The sequence below is a fragment of the Shewanella gaetbuli genome (assembly GCF_023284065.1).
GTDB lineage: Bacteria > Pseudomonadota > Gammaproteobacteria > Enterobacterales > Shewanellaceae > Shewanella > Shewanella gaetbuli.
Window position 1 is genome coordinate 1 of the sequence record NZ_JAKIKP010000008.1, and the last position, 26,139, is coordinate 26,139.

At 42.8% G+C, this 26,139-nt stretch carries 21 protein-coding genes; 8 read left to right on the forward strand and 13 right to left on the reverse strand.

The genetic code is table 11. The annotated features are described in order from the left end of the window. A partial coding sequence (locus L2672_RS11350) for a type I polyketide synthase (RefSeq protein ID WP_248995971.1) occupies positions 1–4,845 on the reverse strand: 4,845 nt, incomplete at its 3' end. Then, positions 4,842–5,705 (reverse strand): transcriptional regulator, encoded by an 864-nt coding sequence (locus L2672_RS11355; RefSeq protein WP_248995972.1) that lies wholly within the window; start codon positions 5,703–5,705, stop codon positions 4,842–4,844. The genes L2672_RS11350 and L2672_RS11355, both read right to left, overlap by 4 nt. Before the next feature lie 373 nt (positions 5,706–6,078). On the opposite strand from L2672_RS11355, the gene L2672_RS11360 reads away from it, so the two are divergent. Further along, a complete protein-coding gene (locus tag L2672_RS11360) occupies positions 6,079–6,453 on the forward strand; it encodes a VOC family protein (RefSeq protein WP_248995973.1) in 375 nt (124 codons plus the stop codon). A 1,267-nt stretch (positions 6,454–7,720) separates the two neighbouring features. Here L2672_RS11360 and bioA read toward each other — a convergent pair. After that, complete coding sequence (bioA, locus tag L2672_RS11365; RefSeq protein ID WP_248995974.1) at positions 7,721–9,145, reverse strand: adenosylmethionine--8-amino-7-oxononanoate transaminase; 1,425 nt, start codon at positions 9,143–9,145, stop codon at positions 7,721–7,723. A 98-nt stretch (positions 9,146–9,243) separates the two neighbouring features. Between bioA and bioB the strand changes: the two genes are divergently transcribed. Genes bioB through bioD form a run of 4 tightly spaced genes read left to right on the forward strand, consistent with a single transcriptional unit; the run spans position 9,244 to position 12,906 of the window. After that, entirely contained in the window at positions 9,244–10,296 is a 1,053-nt protein-coding gene (gene bioB, locus L2672_RS11370; RefSeq protein ID WP_248995975.1) for a biotin synthase BioB, read from the forward strand. An 11-nt stretch (positions 10,297–10,307) separates the two neighbouring features. Next, positions 10,308–11,444 carry an aminotransferase class I/II-fold pyridoxal phosphate-dependent enzyme gene (locus tag L2672_RS11375; protein WP_420833156.1) on the forward strand — a complete coding sequence of 379 codons (1,137 nt, stop codon included), beginning with the start codon at positions 10,308–10,310 and terminating at the stop codon, positions 11,442–11,444. Beyond that, positions 11,445–12,209, forward strand: coding sequence for a methyltransferase domain-containing protein (locus L2672_RS11380; RefSeq protein WP_248995977.1), 765 nt, complete (start codon positions 11,445–11,447; stop codon positions 12,207–12,209). A gap of 16 nt (positions 12,210–12,225) precedes the next feature. Then, positions 12,226–12,906, forward strand: a complete 681-nt coding sequence (gene bioD, locus L2672_RS11385) for a dethiobiotin synthase (RefSeq protein ID WP_248996107.1) — start codon at positions 12,226–12,228, stop codon at positions 12,904–12,906. A 540-nt stretch (positions 12,907–13,446) separates the two neighbouring features. Here the strand turns inward: bioD and xthA are convergent. The 10 genes from xthA to L2672_RS11435 all read right to left on the reverse strand — a co-directional run bounded on the left by xthA (position 13,447) and on the right by L2672_RS11435 (position 23,104). Beyond that, complete coding sequence (xthA, locus tag L2672_RS11390) at positions 13,447–14,253, reverse strand: exodeoxyribonuclease III (RefSeq protein ID WP_248995978.1); 807 nt, start codon at positions 14,251–14,253, stop codon at positions 13,447–13,449. After that, complete coding sequence (locus L2672_RS11395) at positions 14,253–14,549, reverse strand: YciI family protein (protein ID WP_248995979.1); 297 nt, start codon at positions 14,547–14,549, stop codon at positions 14,253–14,255. The genes xthA and L2672_RS11395 overlap by 1 nt, the downstream gene beginning before the upstream one ends. A 43-nt stretch (positions 14,550–14,592) precedes the next feature. Then, positions 14,593–15,135 (reverse strand): septation protein A, encoded by a 543-nt coding sequence (locus tag L2672_RS11400; protein WP_248995980.1) that lies wholly within the window; start codon positions 15,133–15,135, stop codon positions 14,593–14,595. 156 nt (positions 15,136–15,291) lie between these two features. Next, positions 15,292–16,194, reverse strand: coding sequence for a hypothetical protein (locus L2672_RS11405; protein WP_248995981.1), 903 nt, complete (start codon positions 16,192–16,194; stop codon positions 15,292–15,294). Positions 16,195–16,316: 122 nt separating this feature from the next. Beyond that, positions 16,317–17,126, reverse strand: coding sequence for a tryptophan synthase subunit alpha (gene trpA, locus L2672_RS11410; protein ID WP_248995982.1), 810 nt, complete (start codon positions 17,124–17,126; stop codon positions 16,317–16,319). Then, the gene (gene trpB / locus L2672_RS11415; protein WP_248995983.1) at positions 17,119–18,324 is read right to left on the reverse strand and encodes a tryptophan synthase subunit beta; all 1,206 of its coding nucleotides are present in this window, start codon (positions 18,322–18,324) and stop codon (positions 17,119–17,121) included. The genes trpA and trpB overlap by 8 nt, the downstream gene beginning before the upstream one ends. Before the next feature lie 111 nt (positions 18,325–18,435). Next, positions 18,436–19,851 carry a bifunctional indole-3-glycerol-phosphate synthase TrpC/phosphoribosylanthranilate isomerase TrpF gene (trpCF, locus tag L2672_RS11420; protein ID WP_248995984.1) on the reverse strand — a complete coding sequence of 472 codons (1,416 nt, stop codon included), beginning with the start codon at positions 19,849–19,851 and terminating at the stop codon, positions 18,436–18,438. Between the two features lie 12 nt (positions 19,852–19,863). Next, positions 19,864–20,904: an anthranilate phosphoribosyltransferase gene (trpD, locus tag L2672_RS11425; RefSeq protein ID WP_248995985.1), complete on the reverse strand. Its 1,041-nt coding sequence runs from the start codon at positions 20,902–20,904 to the stop codon at positions 19,864–19,866. Next, the gene (locus tag L2672_RS11430; protein WP_248996108.1) at positions 20,904–21,506 is read right to left on the reverse strand and encodes an aminodeoxychorismate/anthranilate synthase component II; all 603 of its coding nucleotides are present in this window, start codon (positions 21,504–21,506) and stop codon (positions 20,904–20,906) included. The genes trpD and L2672_RS11430 overlap by 1 nt, the downstream gene beginning before the upstream one ends. A 35-nt stretch (positions 21,507–21,541) precedes the next feature. After that, on the reverse strand, positions 21,542–23,104 hold the full coding sequence (locus tag L2672_RS11435) for an anthranilate synthase component 1 (protein WP_248995986.1): 1,563 nt from the start codon (positions 23,102–23,104) through the stop codon (positions 21,542–21,544). A gap of 578 nt (positions 23,105–23,682) precedes the next feature. Between L2672_RS11435 and rnm the strand changes: the two genes are divergently transcribed. The 3 genes from rnm (at position 23,683) to L2672_RS11450 (ending at position 26,129) form a co-directional block, all read left to right on the forward strand. Beyond that, positions 23,683–24,543, forward strand: a complete 861-nt coding sequence (gene rnm, locus L2672_RS11440; protein WP_248996109.1) for an RNase RNM — start codon at positions 23,683–23,685, stop codon at positions 24,541–24,543. Next, positions 24,540–25,160 carry an L-threonylcarbamoyladenylate synthase gene (locus tag L2672_RS11445; RefSeq protein ID WP_248995987.1) on the forward strand — a complete coding sequence of 207 codons (621 nt, stop codon included), beginning with the start codon at positions 24,540–24,542 and terminating at the stop codon, positions 25,158–25,160. Before rnm ends, L2672_RS11445 begins: the two co-directional genes overlap by 4 nt. 180 nt (positions 25,161–25,340) lie before the next feature. Then, on the forward strand, positions 25,341–26,129 hold the full coding sequence (locus tag L2672_RS11450; RefSeq protein ID WP_248995988.1) for a segregation and condensation protein A: 789 nt from the start codon (positions 25,341–25,343) through the stop codon (positions 26,127–26,129). The last annotated feature ends 10 nt before the right edge of the window (positions 26,130–26,139 follow it).

Genomic DNA, 26,139 nt, shown 5'->3' on the forward strand with positions numbered 1-26,139 from the left:
TAAATCTTCAGGGTTTAGCTCAGGTAAGTCTGGTAACTCATCTTGTACGGTCCCTAAAATTTCAACACGCTTGATAGAGTCGATACCTAAATCGGCTTCCATATCCATGCTCAGTTCTAGCATTTCACTTGGGTAGCCGGTTTTGTCAGCAACAACGCTCATCATGGTGCTTTGTACTGTTTCAGCGTTTAAACCTGAAGCACTGGCTTGAGTGGTTGGCGTTGCAGAAGTTACTGCTTGAGTTGCAGCAGGTACAACAGCTAATTTGCTGTTCATGTAGTCAACAATTTCACCTAGAGTGCGGCACTCGGCTAAATCTTCAGGGTTTAGCTCAGGTAAGTCTGGTAACTCATCTTGTACGGTCCCTAAAATTTCAACACGCTTGATAGAGTCGATACCTAAATCGGCTTCCATATCCATGCTGAGCTCTAGCATTTCACTTGGGTAACCCGTTTTGTCGGCAACAACGCTCATCATGGTGTTTAATACTTGCTCAGCGTTTAAGCTAGATGTGCTGGCTTGAGTTGTGTGAGCTGCTTGAGCCGTTGAAGCTGCAACCGCTTGAGCACCGCCCGCAGGTAGCTTGCTGTTCATGTAGTCAACAATTTCGCCTAGAGTGCGACACTCGGCTAAATCTTCTGGGCTAAGCTCTGGTAGCTCTGGTAACTCATCTTGTACCGTGCCTAAAATTTCAACACGCTTGATAGAGTCGATACCTAAATCGGCTTCCATATCCATGCTCAGTTCTAGCATTTCGGTTGGGTAGCCGGTTTTGTCTGCCACAACGCTTAGCATGGTATTTAATACTTGCTCAGCGTTTAAGCCTGATGCGCTGGCTTGAGTTGTATTAGTTGCTTGAGCCGTTGAAGCAGCAACCGCTTGAGCGCCGCCCGCAGGTAATTTGCTGTTCATGTAGTCAACAATTTCGCCTAGAGTGCGACACTCGGCTAAATCTTCTGGGCTAAGCTCTGGTAAGTCTGGTAACTCATCTTGTACTGTGCCTAAAATTTCAACACGCTTGATAGAGTCGATACCTAAATCGGCTTCCATATCCATACTAAGTTCAAGCATTTCGGTTGGGTAGCCGGTTTTGTCTGCCACAACACTCAGCATAGTATTTAATACTTGGTCGGCATTTAAGCCTGTTGCTACTTCTTCAGCAGGAGCAGCTTTTGCTTCAACCACTTTCGCTTCAACAACTGGTGCGACTGGCGCAACGGGTTTAGCCGCTTGCACTGATGGTGTAACACTTGGTTGAACCGGTGCTGCAGCTGGTTGAGCAACAGGTTGAATAGTAGGTTGAGCGACTGGAGCCGTTGCGGTTGGCATAGCTTGTGGCTGATATGCTGTAGCACTAGGCTGTGTCGTAGTAACTTGTGCTTGACCCGTTAACATGGCTAATGCTTGCTGATTGGCCAGCGCTTGTTGCTCTAAAAATAGTGTATGGCTTTGTAATGTTTGCGCTTGATGCTGGTGGAATTGTGCCATTGACTCTTGCAAGCTTGCTGGAATTGCCACACCTGATGCTGCCATTTGAGTTTGTGCACTCATTAAGTTGGCAAAGGTGTCACCGTATTGCTGAGGAATAGCTAAGAATTGTTGATGCAAAGCGGCAGTTTGTTGCTGAGCAGCAAAAAACGCTTGAACACTGTCATTGGTGGCAGGGGCGATAGCGCCTGTTGCAGTGTTAGTATTAGTACTAACATTAGCCATCGTATTAGCCATTGCATTAGGTGCTTGGGTTAACCCGCTTGCGCTATTAGAGTTTACGTTTGTTGAAGCTGCACCGTTGTTTTGAGGCACTTCAACGTATTCTGTTTTGATCACTTCTTTTTCCACAATTTTCTCAACTATTTTTTCTACCGGCACTTCAACTTTAAGCTGTTGCGGTTTGACTTGGCCTGTTTCAAGCGATTTAGCCATTTTTGCTTTGGTGCTTGGGCTAATAAAGTTTGTTGCCGTTAGTTTGACATTCATTGGCGATGATTTAGCTATCGGCGCAATAGGCGACTGATAAGGATCGACCTGCTCAATAGACACACCAAGCACGGCAAGTTGCGCTGCTGCTTGACGTAATTGAAGGTCAGTATTGCCTTTAGGGTTTGGATTTAAACTGACCACAGTAACAGGCTCATCTTGTGCCGCTAATGTGGCTTCGACTAATTTTTGCAGAATGTTTTTAGGGCCAAACTCAACAAAAACACGTGCTCCAGTTTGATACATAGCTAATAGTTGATCACTGAATCTGACAGATTGCAGCATATGATCACAAAATGCGCTTTGAATCGCTTTAGCATCATTAGGGTGTAATTCGCCAGTACCGTTAGCAAATAGCGGTACTTTAGGTTTACTAAATTTGGCTTTATTAATCGCCTTGGCAAACGGCACTTGTGCATGGGCCACTAACGGGGTGTGGAATGCACCTGATACCGGTAAAGCAATCGCTTTAAATCCACCCAGCTCGGCAATGGCTTTAGCAGCTTGAGCAGTGGTGTCAGTTGGGCCTGCAATAACTAACTGAGTAGGCGAGTTATAGTTGGCCACTTTAACGCCTTCAAATGCACTAATGCACTGTTCTAGTTTTTCAACGCTATCTGTGCCGGCCGGTAAAATTACCGCATACATACTACCAGCGTCTTGGTCTTTCGGGGTTGCCGCCATGGCTTGACCACGGGCAAAAGCCAATTGGTAGTAGTCTTGCGGGCTAATAACCCCTGCTGCGCGAAGTGCTGATAACTCACCAAAACTGTGGCCTGCAACCATATCGGCTTTAAAGCCAGCTTGAGTCAGTAATTCATACTGTCCCATACTTAATGCACCAATAGCACTTTGTGCATTGGCCGTATTGGTTAGTGCGGCTTGCTGCGCTGCAATATCTTCTGCCTCAAATGCCGGAATAGGGTAGAGCACTTTTGACAATGGTGTAGCTTTATTTTTGGCGAATACTTGATCGGCCATCATCACTTGCTGACGCATTTCAGGATAGTGAGTGGCTAAATCGATACCCATGTTCAGATATTGTGAACCTTGGCCAGCAAACAATGCCGCCACTTTAGCTTGGGGATTTTTAGCAAATAAGGCTTGTGAACGATAGCTAGTACCTGATGGTAATTGCCATGCGTCATTACTATTGCTGTTTAATTGCGATAATGCCTGAGTTAACTGAGTGGTTAATTCAGTTAATGAGCTCACCACCATGGCGAGACGAGCATGGTTATGGTCAACTTTAGTAACAGCAAACTGTTGCGCTAACTTGGCTAATTCAACTTCGTCCACATTAGGGACGGTAGTATCAATATCGTTAACTTGGGCAAGCAGTTGTGTCAGTGTATTCGTTAGCGCAGACTTATCTGCAGCACTGAATAACAAGCTTTGTGATACTGCACGTTGGCGATATTTAGCATCACGGGCATGTTCTTGATTATATTCTTCTAAAACTAAGTGGAAGTTAGTACCACCAAAACCAAACGAGCTAATACCTGCGCGGCGCGGGGTATTATCTGTACGAGGCAACCAAGGTCTGGTTTGAGTATTTAAATAAAATGGCGAGTCTTGAATGTTAAGTTTCGGGCTCGGCTTAGAAACATTAATGGTTGGCGGTAACATTTTATGGTGTAACGCTAAGGCTGCTTTAATCACCCCAGCAGTACCCGCGGTAGATTTAGTGTGACCAATTTGCGATTTAACTGAGCCTAAAGCAATGTGTTGTTTGGTGTCATCACCCTCAGCAAAAACAGATTTTAAGCCGTTAAATTCAGCTACATCGCCCGCGGCAGTGCCTGTTCCGTGAGCTTCAATTAAGCCTACAGTATGCGGTGGGAAACCAGCATCATCATAAGCACGTTTTAATGCTTTAGCTTGACCTTCAGGGCGTGGTGCATAAATACTTTTAAATTTACCGTCAGATGAAGCGCCCACACCTTTAATAACCGCATAAATACGGTCACCGTCACGTTCAGCATCTTCTAAACGTTTTAAGGCTACCATGCCAATACCTTCACCAATCATCATGCCTTTTGAGTCGATATCGAAAGGTTGAATGGTTTCGTTGGTGGTAAACGCAGGCGTTTTGGAGAAACTCATGTACATTGACGGTGAGTTGTCGGTACATACACCGCCAGTGATCATCATGTCACTACGACATTCAGTAAGCTCGGTTAAAGCCATTCTTAATGCCGCTAGCGAGCCAGCGCAAGCCGCGTCAACCACACAGTTCATGCCACCTAAGTCAAAACGGTTGGCAATACGTCCAGCAATGACGTTGCCTAAAGAGCCGGGGAATGAATTTTCTTCCCAATGAATATACTGATCTTGGAATTTTTTGATCAGCATTTCAGTGTCTTCATCACTTAAACCGCTACTTTTGAATACTTTTTTCAATACAGGGTATTGTAAGCGGCCGCTTAAGCTATGGTTAAGTTTTTGACCACCACCCACACCTAAAGTGATACCAATACGGTCGGTATCATAGTCGGCGTCAACACCTGCATCGGCCAATACTTCTTTTGCCACAATCAGTGATAATAGCTGTGAAGAATCGGTTAACTCTAAAATGTTGGGCGGTAAGCCAAACTCCATTGGGTTAAAGTCAACCTCAGGTAAAAAACCACCGCGTTTACAGTAGCTTTTATCTGCCGCGGTTTTGTCGGCATCGTAATAGTCTTCGACTTTCCAATGGGTTTCTGGCACTTCGGTAATGGCATCAATTTTTTCGCTAATAAGATCCCAAAATTTATTTAGGTAGCGCGAATTTGCAAAGATGCTGGCCATGCCGACAATAGCAACAGGCATATCTTTTAAACGCTTATTCAAGCGTTTGTCGGTGTTTTTCTTGGATTGGCTCATTGTGAGTCTCCGTTTGATGACGTTGATGGTGTCATCTTATGTAGGGATTCAGTTGCCGTCCGTTGACCTGCATTAGGTGGTGTGACGGCTAAACTTGCTCCAGGAAAACGAGCAAGAAAACTGTGGTAATTTCGAACGAGTAATTTACGTAAATGGAAAGGACCATTTTTTAGAACAAAAGCCATGTAGCGACTACTGGCTTGGGTGTGGCTGTCTTGATATATGTCGAGGTAAACCCAGTCGGTGGCAAAATCGACCCCAAGTAATACCGAATATGGCTGATCATCAGTTAGCTGTGGCGGTAAGGTTAACGAAACCACCTGCACAACGTTATCTGGGTCTGGGCTTGGTAATGCCAGTGTGTCGGCCAAGGTTTGTGGGTTTACAGTATAGGTTTGAATTTCAGAGCCTTGAGTGACAGGCAATTGATTAAAAAACTTTTCGGGTACGTTTGGGCTGTCAAACTGATCAAGTTTTGATACCCCATATCGCTTCAAACAACGGGCCAGCCCTGAACGAGATACATTAGGATTGATGAATTCTTGAGTGACCTTTAATAAGCGATCTAATGGCATTTTCAACTGGTAACGTAAACCTAATACCACATATTCTTCCATTGGCGATAAGGTGGTATTGAGTTTATGAGGTGTATTAGGGCAGTTGTTAACGCTGTCGCGCTTGCGCCATTTACGTACTGTGGCTTCGCTGATATTGAGAATTTTAGCTAACTGGCTAACGCTAAGCTCAGATTCTTGAATGAACTGGCGCATTTCAGGAGTGGTTGTTGCGTTTCGGTGGGCGGCAGTTTGTTGCAACCCTTGCTGTCGCGCTTTGTTCAACGATGTGTTTGTTTTCGCCATCTAGACAACATATCCGAATAATCTGTTGGGACTCATAAGCCATAAACTATGATGACTAACGCAGAAACCATTCTATTTAATTAAGATTACGCAGATTACCTGAGGTTTCACCTCGATACAATCACCCGAGACTAAAAATAGCTAAAAGTTACTAAAAGCAGTAAATAGTTTAATAAATGTATCGTGATGTGGGATGGTTTAGTGTTGTATAAACAGGGACATGTTAATGGGTTTTAATCATTGTATGATGAGTTATCAACTGCCAATTTAATTTGTTCGGTGACATCGTTGCCAAATAACGACCAGCCTAAAGATACCTTGGGGTGTTTTTTCTAGCGTCATACTAAAAATATCTTAAACACGAGGAGCTTAAATGGAGCTTAATCAGGTTACTTTACCCGTTAAAAACATGGAGGATGCCGTAGCATTTTATTTAACTCTTGGTTTTACTCAAATTGTGGATACACCACATTATGCTAGATTTGCGTGCCCTAAGGGGGATTCAACATTTTCGTTATCATTAGAAAATGATGATTTTTCAAATAATGCGGTTATATATTTTGAGAATGAAAATCTTGATGAGCTTTGTCAGCATCTTTCTTTGAAAGGTATTCAGTTTGAGCAGTACCCCACAGAACAACGCTATCTTTGGAAAGAAGCCATTATTAAAGATCCTTCCGGTAATAAAATAAAGCTTTATTGGGCTGGTGAAAACCGCTTGAACCCACCGTGGAAAGTTAAATCCTGAGTATTGGAGTATACCTTTCAAGATGGCGTGTAGGGGGGCGTGACGTGTTGAAAATGCTTTTATCACGCAAAACACTGCTCTAGCGGTATAACCTTGGTGGCTTTACTAAGTATTTGAATTAATGTTACAAATAATGTAAATTCGGATGATTCGGTATAATGTTTTGTATACTCGAATTTAATAATCTAGCAGGTGATTTAAGGAAGAAAAGCCAGACTAAACCATATGCTTACTCACTTTTCTACAAAATTAACTCTGATCCAATTAGTGTACGCCGTCATCCTCGAGATCTTCTATCGAGGATCTAATTTTTTTGACTTTTTCCCTGATAATAACCGTAAGGTAGATTCCGGCTCAAAAACGTTGCCGGAATGACGAGGGGGGGAAGGTTGTCAGAATGATGTTTTTAAGCAGCAAGCGGAATGACGAGGGAGCGTTGCTAGAATGAACTTGATAGGCGTTTCGAGAAACACGTCGTCATCCTCGGGATCTTCTATCGAGGATCTGATTTTTTGACTTTTTCCCTGATAATAACCGTAAGGTAGATTCCGGCTCAAAAACGTTGCCGGAATGACGAGGGGGGGAAGGTTGTCAGAATGATGTTTTTAAGCAGCAAGTGGAATGACGTTTCTATGAAGTTAGTGGAGTGACGAGAGTGTGCGCTGCCGCTTTGTGCATGCTCGATGTTAAATGAGGTTATGTGCGCTGCTAGAATGAACTTGATAGGCGTTTCGAGAAACACGTCGTCATCCTCGAGATCTTCTATCGAGGATCTGATTTTTGGCTTTTTCCTTGATAATAACCGTAAGGCAGATTCCGGCTCAAAAGCGTTGCCGGAATGACGAGAGTGTGCGCTGCCGCTTTATGCATGCTCGATGCTAAATGAGGTTATGTGCGCTGCTAGAATGAACTTGATAGGCGTTTCGAGAAACACGTCGTCATCCTCGAGATCTTTTATCGAGGATCTGATTTTTGGCTTTTTCCCTGATAATAATCGTAAGGTGATTCCGGCTCAAAAACGTTGCCGGAATGACGAGGGGGGCGTTACCGGAATGACGAGGGGGAGGGTTGTCAGAATGACGTTTTTAAGGTGCCAACGGAGTGACGTTTTTAAGCAGCAAGCGGAATGACGTTTTTAAAGTGCCATTGAAATGACGTAACACGTAAGTTAAGGGGATACACAGCTGGGTTTTACTGAGCATCAACACCTTGTTCAGACTAGCGCATATTTAAACCTAAGCAACATTTATCCTTTAAAGTATTTGCTTTATCCATGGCTAATAAAGGCAGCGTCTGGTGTCATTTGCGGTGTAGTGATACTCGCTGCAACTTTTTTCATGGCACTGGTGAGTTGGCTTAATTGCTCGCTACTGATGGTGTAGGGCGGCATGATGTAAATTAAATTACTAAATGGACGCACCCATACCCCTTGTTCAATAAAACGTTGCTGTAACGCACTGGTATTGACGGTGTGTTTCATTTCTATTACCCCAATACCCCCTAATACTCGCACATCAACGACTTCATCAAACTCAATAGCTTGGGCTAATTCATTAACCATTTGAGCTTCCATTTGCTTAATTTGCTCAGGCCATTTGTTTTGCTTAATCAGGGTTAAACTGGCAGTAGCTGCGGCACAGGCTAGTGGGTTTCCCATAAAAGTCGGGCCATGCATAAATACGCCTGCAGGGGAGTCACTTATTCCTTGAGCCACTTTGTCGCTACATAAGGTAGCTGCTAGGCTAATGTAGCCGCCGGTAAGTGCTTTGCCTAAGCATAATAAGTCGGGCTCAATGTTGGCGTGTTCATAAGCAAATAGTTTTCCGGTACGGCCAAAGCCGGTGGCAATTTCATCTAAAATCAATAACACATCATATTGGTCACACAGTTGACGTAATAAACGTAAATACGCCGGCGAATAAAAACGCATCCCGCCAGCGCCTTGTAATATGGGTTCAATAATCACCGCAGCAATGTGCTGGTGGTGTTGTTCAAAAGCTTGTTTTAGCGTCTGTTCATCTTGTGGTAACAGGCTTAAGTTATTCGAGTTTGTAGCCTGCTGGGATGAGTTTTGTTTGGCACTGAATCCAAAGGGGGTTTGCGGCGCGGCAATAAACTTTTGTTTGGTGACGTTATCGCCAAACATGGTATGCATACCGCCATCTGGGTCACATACGCTCATTGCTGCGAAAGTATCACCATGATAGCCGCGCTTCACGGTCATAATTTTTTGTTTGTTAGGTTGGTTTTGCCCTTGCCAATATTGCAGCGCCATTTTTAATGCCACCTCAACCGCAATAGAGCCTGAATCGGCTAAAAATACTTTGGTTAGGTTAGGGCAGGTCATTTCCACTAATAGTTTGCTGACATCAATAGCGGGCTTATGGGTTATACCACCAAACATCACATGGCTTAAACACTGTAACTGCTGCTGCATGGCACTAATAATATCTGTATGGCCGTAGCCATGAACACAAGCCCACCACGAGCTGGTACCGTCTATCACTTTTTTGCCGTCAGCTAAGGTCAGTTCGCAGCCCGTAGCAGATTGAACACCATAGGTTGGCAATGCATTAGTCATTGACGTGTAAGGATGCCAAATATGTTGCTTGTCGAAGGCAAAGTCTATTTGATTATCGGCCTGAGAATGGCTGCTTGAGTTGACAGATTGTGAAGAAGTTGCTTTGCTCATAAAATAACCATTAGTAAAGTTGGTGGTGATACCTGCGTTGACAGTTTACGGGCTAAGGGTATCCTAGCCAACATAAAATCAAAATAAAGGAATGTTCCATGTCGTTAGCCGAAATTCGCCATGATTGGCAAAAGTCTGAAATTGAAGCGTTATTTGCGTTGCCAATGAATGATTTATTGTTCAAAGCCCACAGTATTCATCGCGAAACCTTTGACCCTAACGAAGTGCAAATTAGTCGTTTATTGTCGATTAAAACTGGCGCATGTCCTGAAGATTGTAAATACTGCCCGCAAAGTGCCCGTTATGATACCGGCCTTGAAAAAGAGCGCCTACTTGAAATAGAGAAAGTGTTAACCGAGGCCAAAAGCGCCAAAGCTGCTGGAGCTTCTCGTTTTTGTATGGGAGCGGCATGGCGTAACCCACGCGACCGTGATATGCCATACTTAACTCAGATGGTAAAAGACGTGAAAGCGTTAGGCATGGAAACCTGTATGACATTAGGCATGTTGTCAAAACAGCAGTCAGATGAATTAGCTGAAGCAGGGCTAGATTATTACAACCATAATTTAGATACGTCACCGGAATACTACGGTGATGTAATTACCACTCGTACTTATCAAAACCGTATTGATACCCTTAGCAATGTGCGTGCTTCAGGCATGAAAGTGTGTTCGGGTGGTATTGTTGGTATGGGTGAAAAAGCCACTGATCGTGCGGGGTTGTTACAACAACTGGCTAATCTTGAACAACATCCAGATTCAGTCCCCATTAATATGCTAGTAAAAGTGGCGGGTACTCCGTTTGAAAAGTTAGATGATTTAGACCCATTAGAGTTTGTTAAAACCATTGCAGTAGCGCGAATTATTATGCCTAAATCTCGGGTTAGATTATCAGCTGGGCGTGAAAACATGACCGATGAACTACAATCTATGTGCTTTTTTGCTGGTGCGAATTCAATTTTTTATGGCTGTAAATTACTGACCACACCTAACCCAGAAGAAAATGATGATATGACCTTGTTTAAGCGCTTAGGGTTACACCCTGAGCAAGGTCCAGCAGCCAATATTGAACAGGATTCGAACGTACTTGCTAAGGCAAATGCACAAAAAGATAAAGCCTCTAAACAGTTTTACGACGCTGCTGCGTTATAAAACGGTATTTTATGACGCACCCGTTATATCAGAAAATCAATCACGCGCTTCAGATGCAGCAAAGCCAAGGCTTACTGCGTCAGCGTGATGTTTGTCATCGCGCTGAAAATTCGTCATTAATTGATTTTAGCCATAATGATTATCTTGGCCTTGCTAACTCGATTGAATTAACTCAAGCATTATTCGACGGTGCTACAACCTATGGTGTTGGCAGTAAAGCGTCTCCTTTAGTCAGTGGTTACTCTGCTGCGCATGTTGATCTTGAACAACAACTTTGTCGTTTAACAGGGCACCAAGCGGCCATGCTTTTTTGCTCGGGTTATAGTGCCAATAGCGCATTAATGAGCACCTTGTTTACTCAGGCCGACACGGTAATTGCCGATAAGTTAGTACACGCTTCCATTATTGACGGCATTCAGCATAGCGGTGCCAAGCTAGTGCGTTTTTTGCACAATGATTTATCCAGTGCTGAAAGATTATTAGCTAAACACCCCAATAGTGTTTTAGTTACCGAAAGTGTATTTAGCATGGACGGAGACAAAGCGCCATTGGCAGAATTAAGCCTGCTTTGTAAACAACATAATGCGTTAATGATTGTTGATGATGCCCACGGTTTTGCAACTTCAAGAGACTTTGAGGCGACTTCCCGAGTGGCAGATGTGCAAGTGGTTACTTTTGGTAAAGCACTGGGGTGTCAGGGGGCTGCTGTTTTAGCCAAACAATCTGTGATTAATTACTTAGTGGCGAATGCCCGACATTATATTTACAGCACCGCATTATCACCGGCAAATGCCTACGTAGCTCACAGCGCCATTAAGCTAGTACAGCAACAGCCTGAACGTATCACTCGCTTACATGACAATATTCACTTGTTTAAAGAGTTAGCTCAACAATCACAATTGCCATTAATCGCGTCATTATCAGCTATTCAACCTGTGATAGTGGGCGGCAATGAGCAAACGCTTTCACTTGCTAATATGTTGGCTAAACTAGGGTTCAAAGTAGGTGCAATTCGTTCTCCTACGGTACCTAAAGGCTCTGAAAGGCTAAGAATCACGCTTAGTGCATCACATCAACCTCAACAAATTCACCAATTAGTATCGGCATTAAAAAAGCTGATGATTGATTGCAGTGGTGAGAAAGTATAAATGTTAGCAAAATCAGTCGCCAATACCTTTTCACAAGCGGCATCTCATTATAAACAACATGATGTAGTACAACGGTTGACCGCTGATATCTTAATGAGTCAATCAAGGTTGTCAGGTCATTTGTTAGATATAGGCTGCGGTCCTGGAACAGACTTTAGTGCATTTAAACCACTCACAAAGGTGACCGCAGTTGATATTGCCCCAGGTATGTTAGAGCAAGTTGCCCAACATTTTCCGCACTATCAAACCCTGTGTAGCGACGCACAAAATATGGGCATTAATGCCAACAGTGTTGATCATGTTTATTCAAATTTAGCCTTGCAATGGTGCCAAGATTATCCGCAAGCTATTGCTGAAATTCATCGAGTTTTGGTGGATAAAGGGGAATGTCATTTAGCCATTGTTAGCGCAGGCAGTTTGCCACAGCTAAAACAGTTAGGCTTTAGAATTAATCACTTTAATCATCAGACGGCATTGTTAAGCCCGTTTATTTCTAGCCAAAATAATGACAATGATACTTCTCATTGGCAACTAATCAGCTCTGCCGAGCAAACTGTAACGGTTTACTTTGACGATTTACGTAGCCTGTTGTATTCCATTAAAGGCGTTGGCGCTACGGCTGGTGGAAATGATGCAGGTGTTCAAGGTGTTTTAACTAAATCACAGTGGGCTAAACGCCTTGAATTAGCCAAGCAATTATCCACTCACCAAGGTATACCACTCAGTTATCAAGTGGTATTTATTCATGCGAAGAAAGCTACATAAAGGAGCCATTTAAATGATCTATTTTGTCACAGGTACTGATACCGATAGTGGAAAAACCTTGGTTTCGGCTAGTTTACTGTTTAAGGCAGCAGGCAAAAAATGCGGCTTTAAACCTATCGCTTCAGGTTGTGACGAGACCCATGAAGGATTGCGAAATAGTGATGCTTTAGCCTTAATGGCACAATCTAATATGGGCTTGAATTACGAAAAAATTAACCCGATAACCTTTAAACCTGCTATTGCGCCACATATTGCCGCACAGCAAGTAGGCATGCAGTTAAGCGCCCAGCAAACACTGGCATTATTAGATATTGACCTATTACAACGAGCGGATTTTGCTTTAATAGAAGGTGCTGGAGGTTGGCGCTTACCATTGGGCAATGGCGAGTATTTATCAGATACTGTTCAGTTATTAAATAAGCAGTTAAATAAGCTTCAGCCTCAACAAGAACTTCAAGTTATTATTGTTGTTGGTATGAAATTAGGTTGTTTAAACCATGCGTTACTAACAGTTGAAGCCGTCCAAGCTGATGGGCTTACTATTGGTGGTTGGGTTGCTAATCAGGTTGATGCCAACATGAGTGAAGTTGAGGCAAATTTATCTAGTTTAAAAGCATTAATGCCAGGTAAGTTTTTGGGTTATGTCCCTTTTTTACCACAACCGTCAGTACAAAATGCCGCTCAATATTTGAGTTGAGGAAGCAGATTCCGGCCCAAAAACATCACCGGAATGACGTTCGTTGAGTATCGTCGGAATGATGTTTGTTGAGCATCGTCAGAATGACGTTCGTTGAGTATCATAAGAATGATGTACGTTGAGTATCGTCGCTGATGTTGATAAAAGTCCTATACGTCGCCCTCGAGATCTTTTATCGAGGGTCTGCTTTAGTTTTGTCAGCATAGAAAGCCGCTCAATATTTTAGTTGAAAAAGCAGATTCCGGCCCAAAAGCATCACCGGAATGACGTTCGTTGAGTATCGTCGGAATGATGTTCGTCGGAATGATGTTCGTTGAGCATCGTCGGAATGATGTACGTCGGAATGATGTTCGTTGAGCATCATAAGAATGATGTACGTTAAGTCTCGTCTCTGATGTTGATAAAAGTCCTATACGTCACCCTCGAGATCTTTTATCGAGGGTCTGCTTTGGATTTCTATTCATAAAAAATGAAGTTAATTAAGGGGATGAATACCACTGTTCTGAAGGTACTCATCCCAATGTAGCTAAGGCGTTTAAGTTATTTAAACGTCGTCCAAATTGGCGCGTGATCAGAAGGCTTTTCTATACCACGTAAATCATAGTCCACGTCAGACTCTACGGCTCGTTCGAGTAAAGAGCGCGTGGCTAAAATGACGTCGATGCGTAATCCTCGGTTGTCGTTGAAGCCTTTGCTGCGGTAATCAAACCATGAGTAGCGGTCAGTACGAGTTGGGTGCAACTGCCTGAAACTGTCAACAAACCCCCAATCTTTTAAGGTTTGAAGCCATTCACGTTCTTCGGGTTGAAAACTACATTTACCGGTTTTTAGCCAACGTTTTGCATTTACTTCGCCAATACCAATGTCTAAATCAATAGGTGAAATATTAATATCACCGATCACCGCTATATCTTCATCCGGAGAATGATAAGTATTGAGGTGGGTCATTAGATCTTGGTAAAACTTTCGCTTTGCCGGAAACTTGGTTTCGTGATGAATACTTTCACCTTGTGGGAAGTAACCATTCATTACGGTAAGTACTCGACCATTTTCTTGGGAAAATTGGCCTATAATCAGTCGGCGTTGGGCATCATCTGCGTCAGTGTCAAACCCTTTAATGACTTTCAACGGCTCAGCTTTAGACAACATTGCAACACCATAGTGCGCTTTACCACCATGATAATGAACCTTGTAACCCATGGCTTCGACGTCGGCCAATGGAAAGGCTTCATCGTGTACTTTTGTTTCTTGTAAGCCAATAATATCGGGCTGATGACTGTCAATCAGTGCTTGAAGCTGGTGTAACCGTGCTCTCAGTCCGTTGATGTTAAATGAAACAATCTTCATTAAAATACCTTTTTAAATGGCTTAACGATGACGTTTTTATACACACCGGCACCTATGTATGGGTCAACATCTGCCCATGCTTGCGCAGCTTCTAGTGATTCAAAATCAGCGACAACTAGTGATCCGGTAAAGCCTGCTTCGCCTGGATTTTCATTGTCGATGGCAGGATGTGGGCCTGCGGTCAACAAACGGCCTTCATCGGCTAAAGCTTGTAATCTTGCTAAGTGTTCTGCACGAACAGATAAACGTTTTTCTAAACTGTTTTCAACATCTTGAGAAGAGATCATATACCACATATTACTGGCTCCATTGCTAGTATGTTGTAAAAAAGGGACACTTTTATTGACTTTCGTCGGGTGTATTTTCCATATGTTTAAATAAATAAACCACGGTGAGAACGGTATTAATTAAGGTTAAGGCGGTTAAACCAAACACTTTGAAATTAACCCAAGTTTCAAGCGGAAGACTAAAGGCAACATAGATATTGGCAATTCCGCATAGCACAAAGAAACTGACCCAATACCAAGTGACTTGTTGCCAAATACGGTCTTTTACCTGCATTTCTTTACCAAGCATTGCTTTTAGAATAGGTTTCCCCATTATTTGGCTGGCTGCAAGCGCTATGGCAAACAGGCCATAAACGATGGTGACTTTCCATTTTATGAAAGCGTCGTCATGGAAGAAAAGCGTTAACGCACCAAATACGGTCACCACAGCAAAGGTGATTAAGTGCATTTTTTCAATTTGTTTGTAAATGAGGTAAGTCAGAATAAGTTGCAGTGCGGTCGCGGCAATAAGCGCGCCGGTTGCAGTGTAAATATCAACAAATTTATAAACGGCAAAAAATATAACTAGGGGTAAAAAATCAAGCAATTGTTTCATTATTAGTTAACTTAATTGTTGGCTGCAATGTCCGTCTGCACTGAATAAAATAATGGCTGAGTGTAGCATGTTAGCAAGGTTTTGGAGAACCCAATTCTATTCAATTCGAGTTAAATTAACTTCATATGAGCAAGGTTTTTGTTTGGCCTTTAGCGGTTATTCAATAGCCGTGAGCCATAAGTGCTTTTCATTTAATAATTCTGCACTTTTGGGGGAGAGTAACGGGTTAGCAATTTCAAACTCAATACGTTTATCTAATTGGGCTTTTTCAATAATTCCTTCAGTAATGGGATGGTTATAAAACAGTTGGTCAAAGCTGCCATCACTGATGGCAATGCGTAAACCTTTTTCTATTCTGGCAGCAAGTTTGACGTTGTCTTTATTAACAAAAAAGTAGATTGGTGCTGCGTATCGTAATAATAAACGTGACTCTAATGCTAAATCATCTCTTCTGGCTAATTCATCCCATGGTTCATGTATGGCGCGGGGAAAATAATCAAATCGCTGTTTTACTAGCATGGCTAAAAGTTTACTTGCAGAGCCTGAAATAACACTAAAGCCATTTTGTTGCAGTATGGTGGTGTCAGGCCAGTCAGAACCTTGGCCAATTAACACCCGTTTAAATTCTGCTAGGGTATTAATTTGATCAAATTGGGCTTGCCCCTCTTTTCGAATAATCCCAATTCGATATCCCATTAAGCCTTTTAGTAATGGTATATAAACCGCTTGTAGTTGACTCTCCCTTTCTATTGAAGTCATGGTCCAAACTATATCTATGTGTTGATTCGCTTGTACCAGTTTGACCGTTCGACCTTGTGGCATTTCTAATTCAACAGGGGTCATTTTATAGGGACCAAAATCTGCGGTGGTTTTTTGTAATGCTAATTCAAGTAGGGAAATATAATAAGCTTGTTTAGGGTCAACAAACTGTGTGGAAATATTATATTTAACCTCATACAAAGTAGGGGAATTGTTTGAGCTATTAGCCAATACATACTGGGTGCCAGAATAGAGCAACAAGTAAATAAGTAAGCTGTGTAAAAACAAGCGTCGTAGCATCAACTTCCTATGTATCTAAGAGACTTATACCGAGTATAGCAGGCAAAAAAAAAGGAGCATGATTGGCTCCTTTCTAATTTCAAAACATTGAGTTTACAATCTACAACTTTTAACTGATAGGGTTACAATGCGGTCGCCGCTTTCATGTTACGGGTAAACTCAGCTAATTCAGCGAGTAATGCTGTTTGGTCATGCTGGTTTTTTTCAATAATTTTAACCACTGCCGATCCAGAAATTGCGCCTGCTGCGCCCGCTTTTAATGCTGCGCTAACTTGAGCGGGTTCGGCGATACCAAAACCGAGTAGCGGAGGCGGGGCGTTAAATTCAGCTAATTTTGCTAAAATTTCTTCCACTGGAGTACCCGCTTTTGATTCTGTGCCTGTTACGCCTGCACGCGACAATAAGTAAGTATACCCTTGGCTAGATTCACTAACTTGCTTAAGGGTTTGGCTGTCACCATTGGGTGGCGCAATAAATATAGGTGCAACTTGATGCTTTTTAGCGGCTTCAATAAATGGCGCAGCTTCTTCAACAGGCACGTCAGCAATTAATACCGAGTCGACCCCAACGGCTTGAGCTTTGGCATAAAATTCATCAATGCCATTAGCAAAAACCAAGTTGGCGTATAGCAGTAAACCTATGGGTAACTCTGGGTATAAAGCACGAATTTTAGCAATGAGTTCAAAGCAATCTTCAGGGGTCGTGCCTGCGTCTAATGAACGTAAGTTTGCCCCTTGAATCACTGGGCCATCAGCTAATGGATCTGAAAACGGAAATCCTAGCTCTAATGCATCGGCTCCGTTATCAACTAAAGTTTTAATAATTTCAAATGACACTTCAACACTAGGGTCACCTAAGGTTACAAATGGTACAAAAGCACCTTGTTGTTTTTGCTTTAGGGCGGCAAACGCTGCCTGATATCGATTACTCATTGCCGCTCTCCTGTTGTTTGGCCGTTAAAATGTCAGATACTGTGAAAATGTCTTTATCGCCCCGTCCTGATAAGTTGACCACTAATAGGGTTTCTTTAGTCGCCTCTTTAGCAAGACGCACCGCATAGGCGATGGCATGTGCTGATTCTAGTGCCGGAATAATGCCTTCTGTTCTGGCTAGCAATTGGAAAGTTTCTAATGCTTCGTCATCGGTTGCTGATTCATAACGCGCGCGGCCAATGGCGTTAAGGTGCGCATGTTGTGGTCCAACTGATGGAAAGTCTAACCCAGCTGAAACCGAATATGACTCTTCAATTTGGCCGTGGGTATCTTGCATTAATGGCGCTTTCATCCCAAAGAAAATACCGGTTTTACCATGTTTTAGTGGAGCGCCATGCATAGGGGTGTCGATACCTTTACCCGCTGGCTCGACGCCAATTAACTCAACTGATTCTTCATCAATAAAGTCGGCAAACATACCAATGGCGTTTGAGCCGCCGCCAACACAGGCAATAACGGCATCTGGTAGGCGGCCTTCTTTTTCAAGAATTTGCTTTTTGGTTTCTTCACCAATCATACGTTGAAATTCACGCACAATGGTTGGGAAAGGATGTGGCCCCGCGGCCGTACCCAGTAAATAGTGCGCTTTGTCATAGCTGGCAGACCAGTCGCGCATGGCTTCGTTACAGGCATCTTTTAAGGTTGATGAGCCAGAGGTGACCGGAATCACTTCTGCGCCCATTAATCGCATTCTAAATACGTTTGGCGATTGGCGCTCAACGTCTTTGGCACCCATGTACACTTTGCACTTTAAATCTAATAAGGCACAGGCTAGGGCGGTGGCAACACCATGTTGCCCTGCGCCGGTTTCTGCAATAATTTCTTTTTTCCCCATGCGTTTGGCTAGCAATGCTTGGCCTAATACTTGGTTAGTTTTGTGCGCACCACCGTGTAATAAGTCTTCACGTTTTAGGTAAATTTTGACCAGTGGGTTAGGACTTAAATTACGAGTTAGGGTAAGGGCGGTAGGGCGACCAGCATAGTTTTTCAATAAATCAGTAAACTCTGCTTGAAACTCTGGGTCTTGCTGCGCGTCAACAAAGGCTTTTTCTAACTGCTTTAAGGCAGGTACAAGAATTTGCGGAACATACATTCCACCATATTCTCCGAAGTAAGGGTTAAGCTCTAGCTTGTCCATAATATTGTCCTGTTGGTAAACCATTTTGCATTGGCAAAGTGGCTTTAATATTGGTTTTATTGACTCAGTTGTTATGGGTTAACAATGTTGAGTGGCTAAAATGTTATGTCATTAGTTTTGTCTTAAAGTGCTAAAAACTCGTTTTAGCAATTGATGATCTTTTATCCCCGCCGCTGATTCGACACCTGAATTGAAATCTAATCCAAAGTAGCCTTGTTGATTGGCCTGCAGAGCATTGTCGGCATTTAATCCACCGGCAAGCATGGCACTTTCTTTATCTGTTACGGCCAATTGCCAATCAAAGCTATTGCCGGTTCCACCAAACTGAGCGGCAGTTTTGCTGTCGTATAGGTAACGATGTACGCCCTTAGGTTGAGGGGCAATGCTGTTGTCTTGGGTGTTAACAGCAACGGCTTTCCATATTTCACATGTGGCTTTGGTGGCCGATATTTTTTCAGATAACTCAGCTATTTCAAGCTCAGTTTCATTGCCGTGCAATTGTACTGCTGCCAGTTGTAATTGACTTACTGCCGTCATAATGTCATTGACGTTGGCGTTAACAAACACGCCGACTAGTTTTAAACCAATACCTTGCTGATGCATTTGTGAAACGAGTTCATTGGCTTGTTCAAGACTAACAGCTCGAGGTGATGATGGGTGGAAAATCAGTCCTCCATATACGCCGCCACATTCAGCTACCGCTTTTATGTCATCAATGCGAGTTAAGCCGCATACTTTATTTGGGCCATAAATAAGTTGTCTGCAAGCAAGGTCGATATCCTCTTGCGCCATAATAGAGCTGCCCACTAAATAACCGTCGACCAAAGGATTAAGACGTTTAACTTGGTCATTGGTGTAAATGCCTGACTCGCTGATCACCACTCTGTCTGATGGAATATGCGGAGCAAGCTCTTCTGTCGTTGCCAGATCGGTTGATAAGTCTCTTAAGTTACGATTATTAATACCAATAATGGGCGCATTTAACGCAATTGCACGGTGAAGCTCAGCTTCATTGCTGACCTCGGTTAAGGTGTCTAATTGGTACTTAGCGGCTTCTTCAGCGAGTAGTTGGTATTGAGTGTCATCTAAAACCGACAACATCAATAATACCGCATCTGCGCCTTGGTGGGCTGCGAGTTTGACTTGATATGGGTCAACAAAAAAATCTTTACAAAGAATAGGCTGGCTAACGCGAGCGCGAACTTTAGGGATGTAATCCATATCGCCTTGAAAAAACTCTTCGTCAGTTAATACTGAAATACCTGCTGCGTAACGAGTATAAATGTCTGCTATGGCTTCTACATCAAAAACTGGACGAATTAATCCTTTAGATGGGCTGGCTTTTTTGCATTCAAAAATATATTGCGCATTAGGTTGTTTAAGTGCGTCAAACAAGCTTCTATCTGATATTTTTGGGGCTAATGTCGTTTCTGGAAAACGTGTTTTAAGTGCGGCAATATGTGCCACTTTTGTATCAACAATGCGGGTTAATACGTTGGACTCTTTTGTGGGTTGTTGCTGATTCATTACATTTTGCCCTTAAACTGATGGTTCACTTGCTTTGGCTAATTGATCGAGTATTGCTATCGCTTTGCCGCTAGCTAAAGTTGTTAACGCTAATTGAGTGCCTGCCTTAACAGAATCGACTATTCCACTGATATATAAAGCACAGCCAGCATTGATGGCAACGGCATCTCGATGAGCGGGTTCACCTTGGCCTTGTAAAATGGCTTTAGTGACTAAGGCATTGTCGCTTGGTTCTCCGCCAGAAAGCAGACTGATATCGGTACGCTCACAGCCAAAGTCTTCTGGGGATAAGGTATAAAATTGGATATTACCATTATTTAATTCAGCTACTTGGGTTTCACCGTGAAGTGCGACTTCATCTAAACCGCTGCCGTGAACTACCATGGCTCTTTTCACGCCTAAGGCATTAAGCACATTGACAATGGGTTCAAGTAACTCAGGTGTGTAGACACCAAGTAACATAAATTCTGGCTTGGCGGGGTTGATTAGCGGGCCAAGGATATTAAATATGGTGCGCGTTTTTAATGCTTGTCGAACAGGAACCGCATGACGTACTCCTGCATGGTAATGAGGCGCGAACAAAAAGCATAAGCCTAAAGTATCTATGCATTGACTGGCGTCTTCTGGGCTCATGGTCAAGCCTATTCCACAATGGCTTAATAAATCAGACGAACCTGATTTACTGGATACACCTCGATTCCCATGTTTGGCCACTTTCGCCCCAGACGCTGCGGCAACAAATGCGGCTGTAGTGGAAATATTAATGGTGTTAAACCCATCTCCGCCTGTGCCGACAATATCGACCACGCCGGTTTTTAATGATTGCTCACTGCGTGGGAATGATTTAGCGGCGTGGCGTAACGCATCTGCAGCTCCGGTAATTTCTTCTATGGTTTCACCACGTACTTTTAATGCCACCAACATACCCGCTAAGGCTATTGGATCCATTTCTCCGGCGACAACTTGCGCAAATAACTGTGCACTTTGTTCGCGGGTTAATGCGTTACCTTGGTAGAGGCTATCTAATAATTGTTGAGATTGATTCACGGACACTATTGGCCTCCAGACAAGGTTGGGTTATGACAAAGATAGCTAAGTGTTTGGGTTAATAACTGGCTTCCAGTGGTCGTTAATATTGACTCAGGGTGGAATTGAAAACCCACCGCTTTATCTTGTTCATGTAACACCGCCATCGGCATATTCTCAGTGGTTGCAATGACATCAAGACAGTCTGGAACTTTTGTTGCCACTAGGCTGTGGTATCTGGCGACGGGTAGCGGTGAGGGTAAGTTAGCAAATACTCCGTCACCACTATGGATTGTCGGGCTTGCTTTGCCATGTACCACGAACGGTGCACGCTCTACTTTCCCGCCATAGTATTCAACCATGGCTTGGTGGCCTAAACAAATGCCTAGCATAGGGACTTTTCCGGCAACTTTGGCAATTAAATCCATCATACAACCGGCTTCATGTGGTGCACCTGGGCCGGGAGATAAAACTAATGCTGCGCGACCAAGCTCATTCAATAGTTTGTCGGCTAAATAATCGGCACTGACATCGTTACGATAAATCAATACTTCAAACCCAAGACTTCTAAATTGATCAACTAGGTTGTAGGTGAACGAGTCAAAGTTATCTAATAAATACAGTTTCATGGTTTGGGTATTCGCTGCGGTTTTGGGTGAGGTGCTCATAGTCCGCCTCCTAATTTTATAGCTGAGATAACGGCTTGGGCTTTTTGACGGGTTTCATCGGCCTCAGCTTGAGGGTCTGAGTCAAACACTACACCGGCTCCGGCTTGAATGTGTGCCACATCATTTTTAACAAAGGCGGAACGAATAACAATACAGGTATCCATATCCCCTAAACCATTTAAATATCCCACTGCGCCGCCATAACTGCCTCGTCTGGCTTGCTCGGCTTCACGTACTAATTGTGATGCTCTTACTTTGGGTGCGCCGACGAGCGTGCCCATGTTCATACAGGCTTGATAGGCGTGTAGAGCATCTAAATCTTGACGTAACTGGCCCGTGACTCGGCTAACTAAATGCATAACATGTGAGTATCTGTCGACCTTTAATAATTCGGCCACTTTACGGCTGCCACTTTGACTAATACGGGCAATATCGTTTCGGGCTAGGTCTACTAACATTAAGTGTTCTGATAATTCTTTTTTATCCAGTCGAAGCTCAAGCTCAATTCGGCTATCTAAATCAAAATCAATTTGCCCATCGGCTGTTTTACCGCGTTTTCTCGTACCCGCAATAGGGTAAACCTCAACTTGATTATTAGCCGCTTCGTATTTCAGTGCTGATTCTGGTGATGCGCCAAATAAAGTAAAGTCGCTGCCTCTAAAGTAAAACATATATGGGCTAGGGTTGGTTTTACGTAATGCGCGGTAAGCCCCTAATGTATTTGGGCAAGGTAGGCTAAAGCTACGCGATGGTACTACCTGAAATATATCACCGGCGACAATGTGCTCTTTTAAGTCGACCACGGTTTGCTTAAAGTCTTCATCACTGATGTTAACGGTTTCAGTGGCATTTATCGCAACTAAAGGCTTTGCATTATCAACAGTTTCACATTGCAGGGTCACTTTTTTGAGCTGTGCGTCTAGTTGCGTGGTGATGTGTGAATCTTGATTAAATTGTTGGCTGATCACATCGGCTTGTTGCTGTTTGTGATCAATTAACACCAGAGTTTCTGCTAAGTAGAATAGATAATCTGGGCACTCATTTGCCGCGTTCGGTACAGCGGGTAGAGGCTCTACAGTGTCGATTAAATCGTAAGCTAATACACCGCCTAAAAACAGGTCTTCAAACTGAGGCTGTTGGTCAGTTTTGATGTGTTTAACTAAAGCTCGAAGGCCATCTAAAGGGGAAAGCGATTTAAGCCTGGCATCTTCATCTTGCAAACTGGTGGGTTTGGTTAAAGTGACGATGAGTTGTTGATTATCTAATGTGTTGGCACTAGCAAATTGATGCTCAAAAAAATGACTAATAGGAGAAAGTAAGCTTTGGCCATTGGCACTGATGGCTGAAAAGGTGAGTTGATAACCGTCACACCGAATCATCAATGCCGCATGAGTTAATATGATGCTTTTTAAATGGTCTTTGCTGTCTATTTCAGCGGACTCAAGCAACATAGTATGCGGCGCATTTTGGGTTACGTGCTCATATAAGCTTAATGGATCTGCATGATACGTGAGCGACTGCTTTTGAGTCCGAACTTGTGCAATGTTATTTAGTGCCATTTGATGTCTTCGCTTTCTTTAATAGGGTTTGACTGCTTTGAGCCATATTTATTAATTGTTTGTTCTGATGTTATTAACTTGCCAATTGCAAATAGCTAATAACAAAAAAGCCCACATATCTGCGGGCTTTTTTGTAAAATCTTGTCTCTTAAAATGAGCGCAACGCTTCACACAACCCGTTAATTTGGGAAGTGCCACCACCAAGTAATGTTTTGAGAAGCGATTAGGTTGTTCATGCTTGTTCATTTCAAGTTGTTAGTTAATGCCTATAGGAAAACCCAGCTTGCTTTGAAAGTCAATTGAATATTGCTCACTTTTATAAAAATTCTCAGCGGTTGATGAATTTATTGACCCCTGTTGCGACCTTGTTGGTATAGCGTTACTTAAAAGTCAGCGGTTATGCGCGCTATTAGTTAAATCACTAAGGCTATTTAGGGTAAAATCTATTTTTTACTCTCAGCTCAATAAGCGATTTTGTTCGATATAAATGGCTTTCTGTTGGCGCTAATTATTGGTTATTTAGTGGTTTTTTCAATAATCACAAAGCTTTTGTGACAAGTATCAAGTACAATAATATGATGAATACAGAATCAATATTGGCTGATTTACATAGCCACACAACAGCATCTGATGGAGTATTGTCACCCACAGATTTAGTGGCGCGCGCGTTAGATAAAGGCGTGCAAATGTTGTCGATAACCGATCACGACACCACTGAAGGTTTAGCCGAAGCTCATTTATACAACTCGCAGCAGTCGCAACCACTTAAGCTGATAGATGGCACTGAAATATCCACTCGTTGGAATAACTTTGACATTCATATTGTGGGGTTGAATCTAGATATTAATCATCCCGAGTTAATTGCATTTTTATCATCACAGCGGCAGCTGCGCGAAGAGCGAGCTATAGAGATAGGTAATAGACTGGCTAAAGCGGGTATTGAAGGTGCCTATGAAGGGGCGAAGGAAATTGCCAATGGCGCAGCTTTAAGCCGAGGCCACTATGCCCGGTGGTTGGCAGACAATGGTTATGCTAATGATATGCCCAGTGTTTTCAAACATTATTTAGCCCGTGGCAAAACGGGCTATGTTCCTAATAACTGGGGCGATATGGCCAATGCGATTAATATTATTCATCAAGCGGGTGGCCTTGCAGTATTAGCTCACCCTAGTGGTTATAAATTATCAGCTAAATGGCTAAAAAAATTAGTAAGAGATTTTGCCCAAGCCGGTGGCGATGCGATGGAAGTGGTGTTAGGACAACAAACTATTGATGACAGAAACAACCTGATTGCGTTGTGTCATCAACATCAATTACTCGGTTCTTTAGGAAGTGATTTTCATTTTATTAGTAATTGGATTGAATTAGGTAAAAATTTATATCAACCCCAAGGTGTTACTTGGGTTTGGCAGTCAGAATTATGGGTGGAACGAAGATGAGTCAGTTTTATTATATACATGAAGAAAACCCTCAAGCACGATTGATTAATCAAGCTGTCGAGGTATTAAAGCAGGGCGGAGTAATAGTTTACCCTACCGACTCAGGTTATGCATTGGGTTGTATGATTGGTAATAAAAATGCCATGACCAAAATGGCCCGAATTCGACAAATTGATAACGACCAAAACTTTTCGTTAATGTGTCGAGATTTATCTGAGCTGGCTAATTTCGCCAAGGTAGATAATCAAGCGTACCGTTTATTAAAAAGTTGTACTCCAGGGCCTTACACTTTTATTTTTAAGGCCAGTAAAGAAGTGCCGCGTCGCTTACAATGTGAAAAAAAGCGCACTATAGGTATACGTGTTCCAGACAATGTGATTACTTTGGCTTTGCTTGAAGCGTTAAATGAACCGCTAATGTCGACTAGTTTAGTGATGCCAAATGAAGAGTTTGCAGAGTCTGACCCAGAACATATACGCGATATTTTAGAGCATCAAGTGGACGCAATTGTGCATGGTGGTTACTTGCCTGAAAAGCAAACGACAGTCATTGATATGTCTGAAGGTGATATTAATATTTTGCGCCATGGTGCAGGTGATACCGCGGCTTTTGAATAATATGGCGTTGATAATATAATCTAGCTGGCATTATCAGCAGATAATTGTTTAATCCTTACACATTAATCAGTATAATCGCGCGCTTGCTTGGCGCTAACCTTAGTGGTTTGGCCAATTAACGTATAGTCCAATCAGTTATTGGAACTATCGGCAGTGATAAATAAATTCAAACGGAGCTTTATGCAGGGTCAACAACAAAGCCTTCCATTAGCCATTGTTCGTGGGCAAAAGCTTGATGCAATGCCCAATGATTTATTTATTCCGCCCGAAGCCCTAGAAGTTTTTTTAGAGTCATTTGAAGGGCCATTAGATTTACTGTTGTATTTAATTCGTAAGCAAAAATTGGATGTAGTTGATTTACCCATTCAGCAGATTACCACTCAATATTTAACTTATATCGAAGTGTTGACTGAAGCCCGAATTGAATTAGCCGCAGATTATTTAGTGATGGCGGCAACGCTAGCAGAAATTAAATCGCGTTTACTTCTGCCTAAAATGGCGGTAGATGAAGGCGAAGAAGAAGATCCTAGAGTCGTGCTGATCAGGCAATTAAAAGCCTATGAAGTAATAAAACAAGCGGCTCAAGATTTAGATGAATTACCCCGTTTAGAGCGGGATGTGTTTCAAGTCAGTGCTGCGAGAGCACCAAGTATCAAACCTGTTGTTGTTCCTCCTGATGTGACATTGCTTGAACTAGCAAGAGCATTTGGAGAGGTACTGAAGCGAATTGACGCAAATGAAGATCACCATGTTAAGCGTGAACAGCTTTCAACAAGAGAGCGAATGAGCCAAATATTGGCTAAACTGTCAGGTAACGAGTATTTGCACTTTGAGCAATTATTTGATTATCAAGAAGGTCGCGCTGGAGTAGTGGTGAGTTTTTTAGCTCTCATGGAACTGATTAAAGAATTACTGGTTGATGTGATTCAAAATAAGCCATTTGAAACCATTTATGTTAAAGCAAAATAGTCGCTACTCT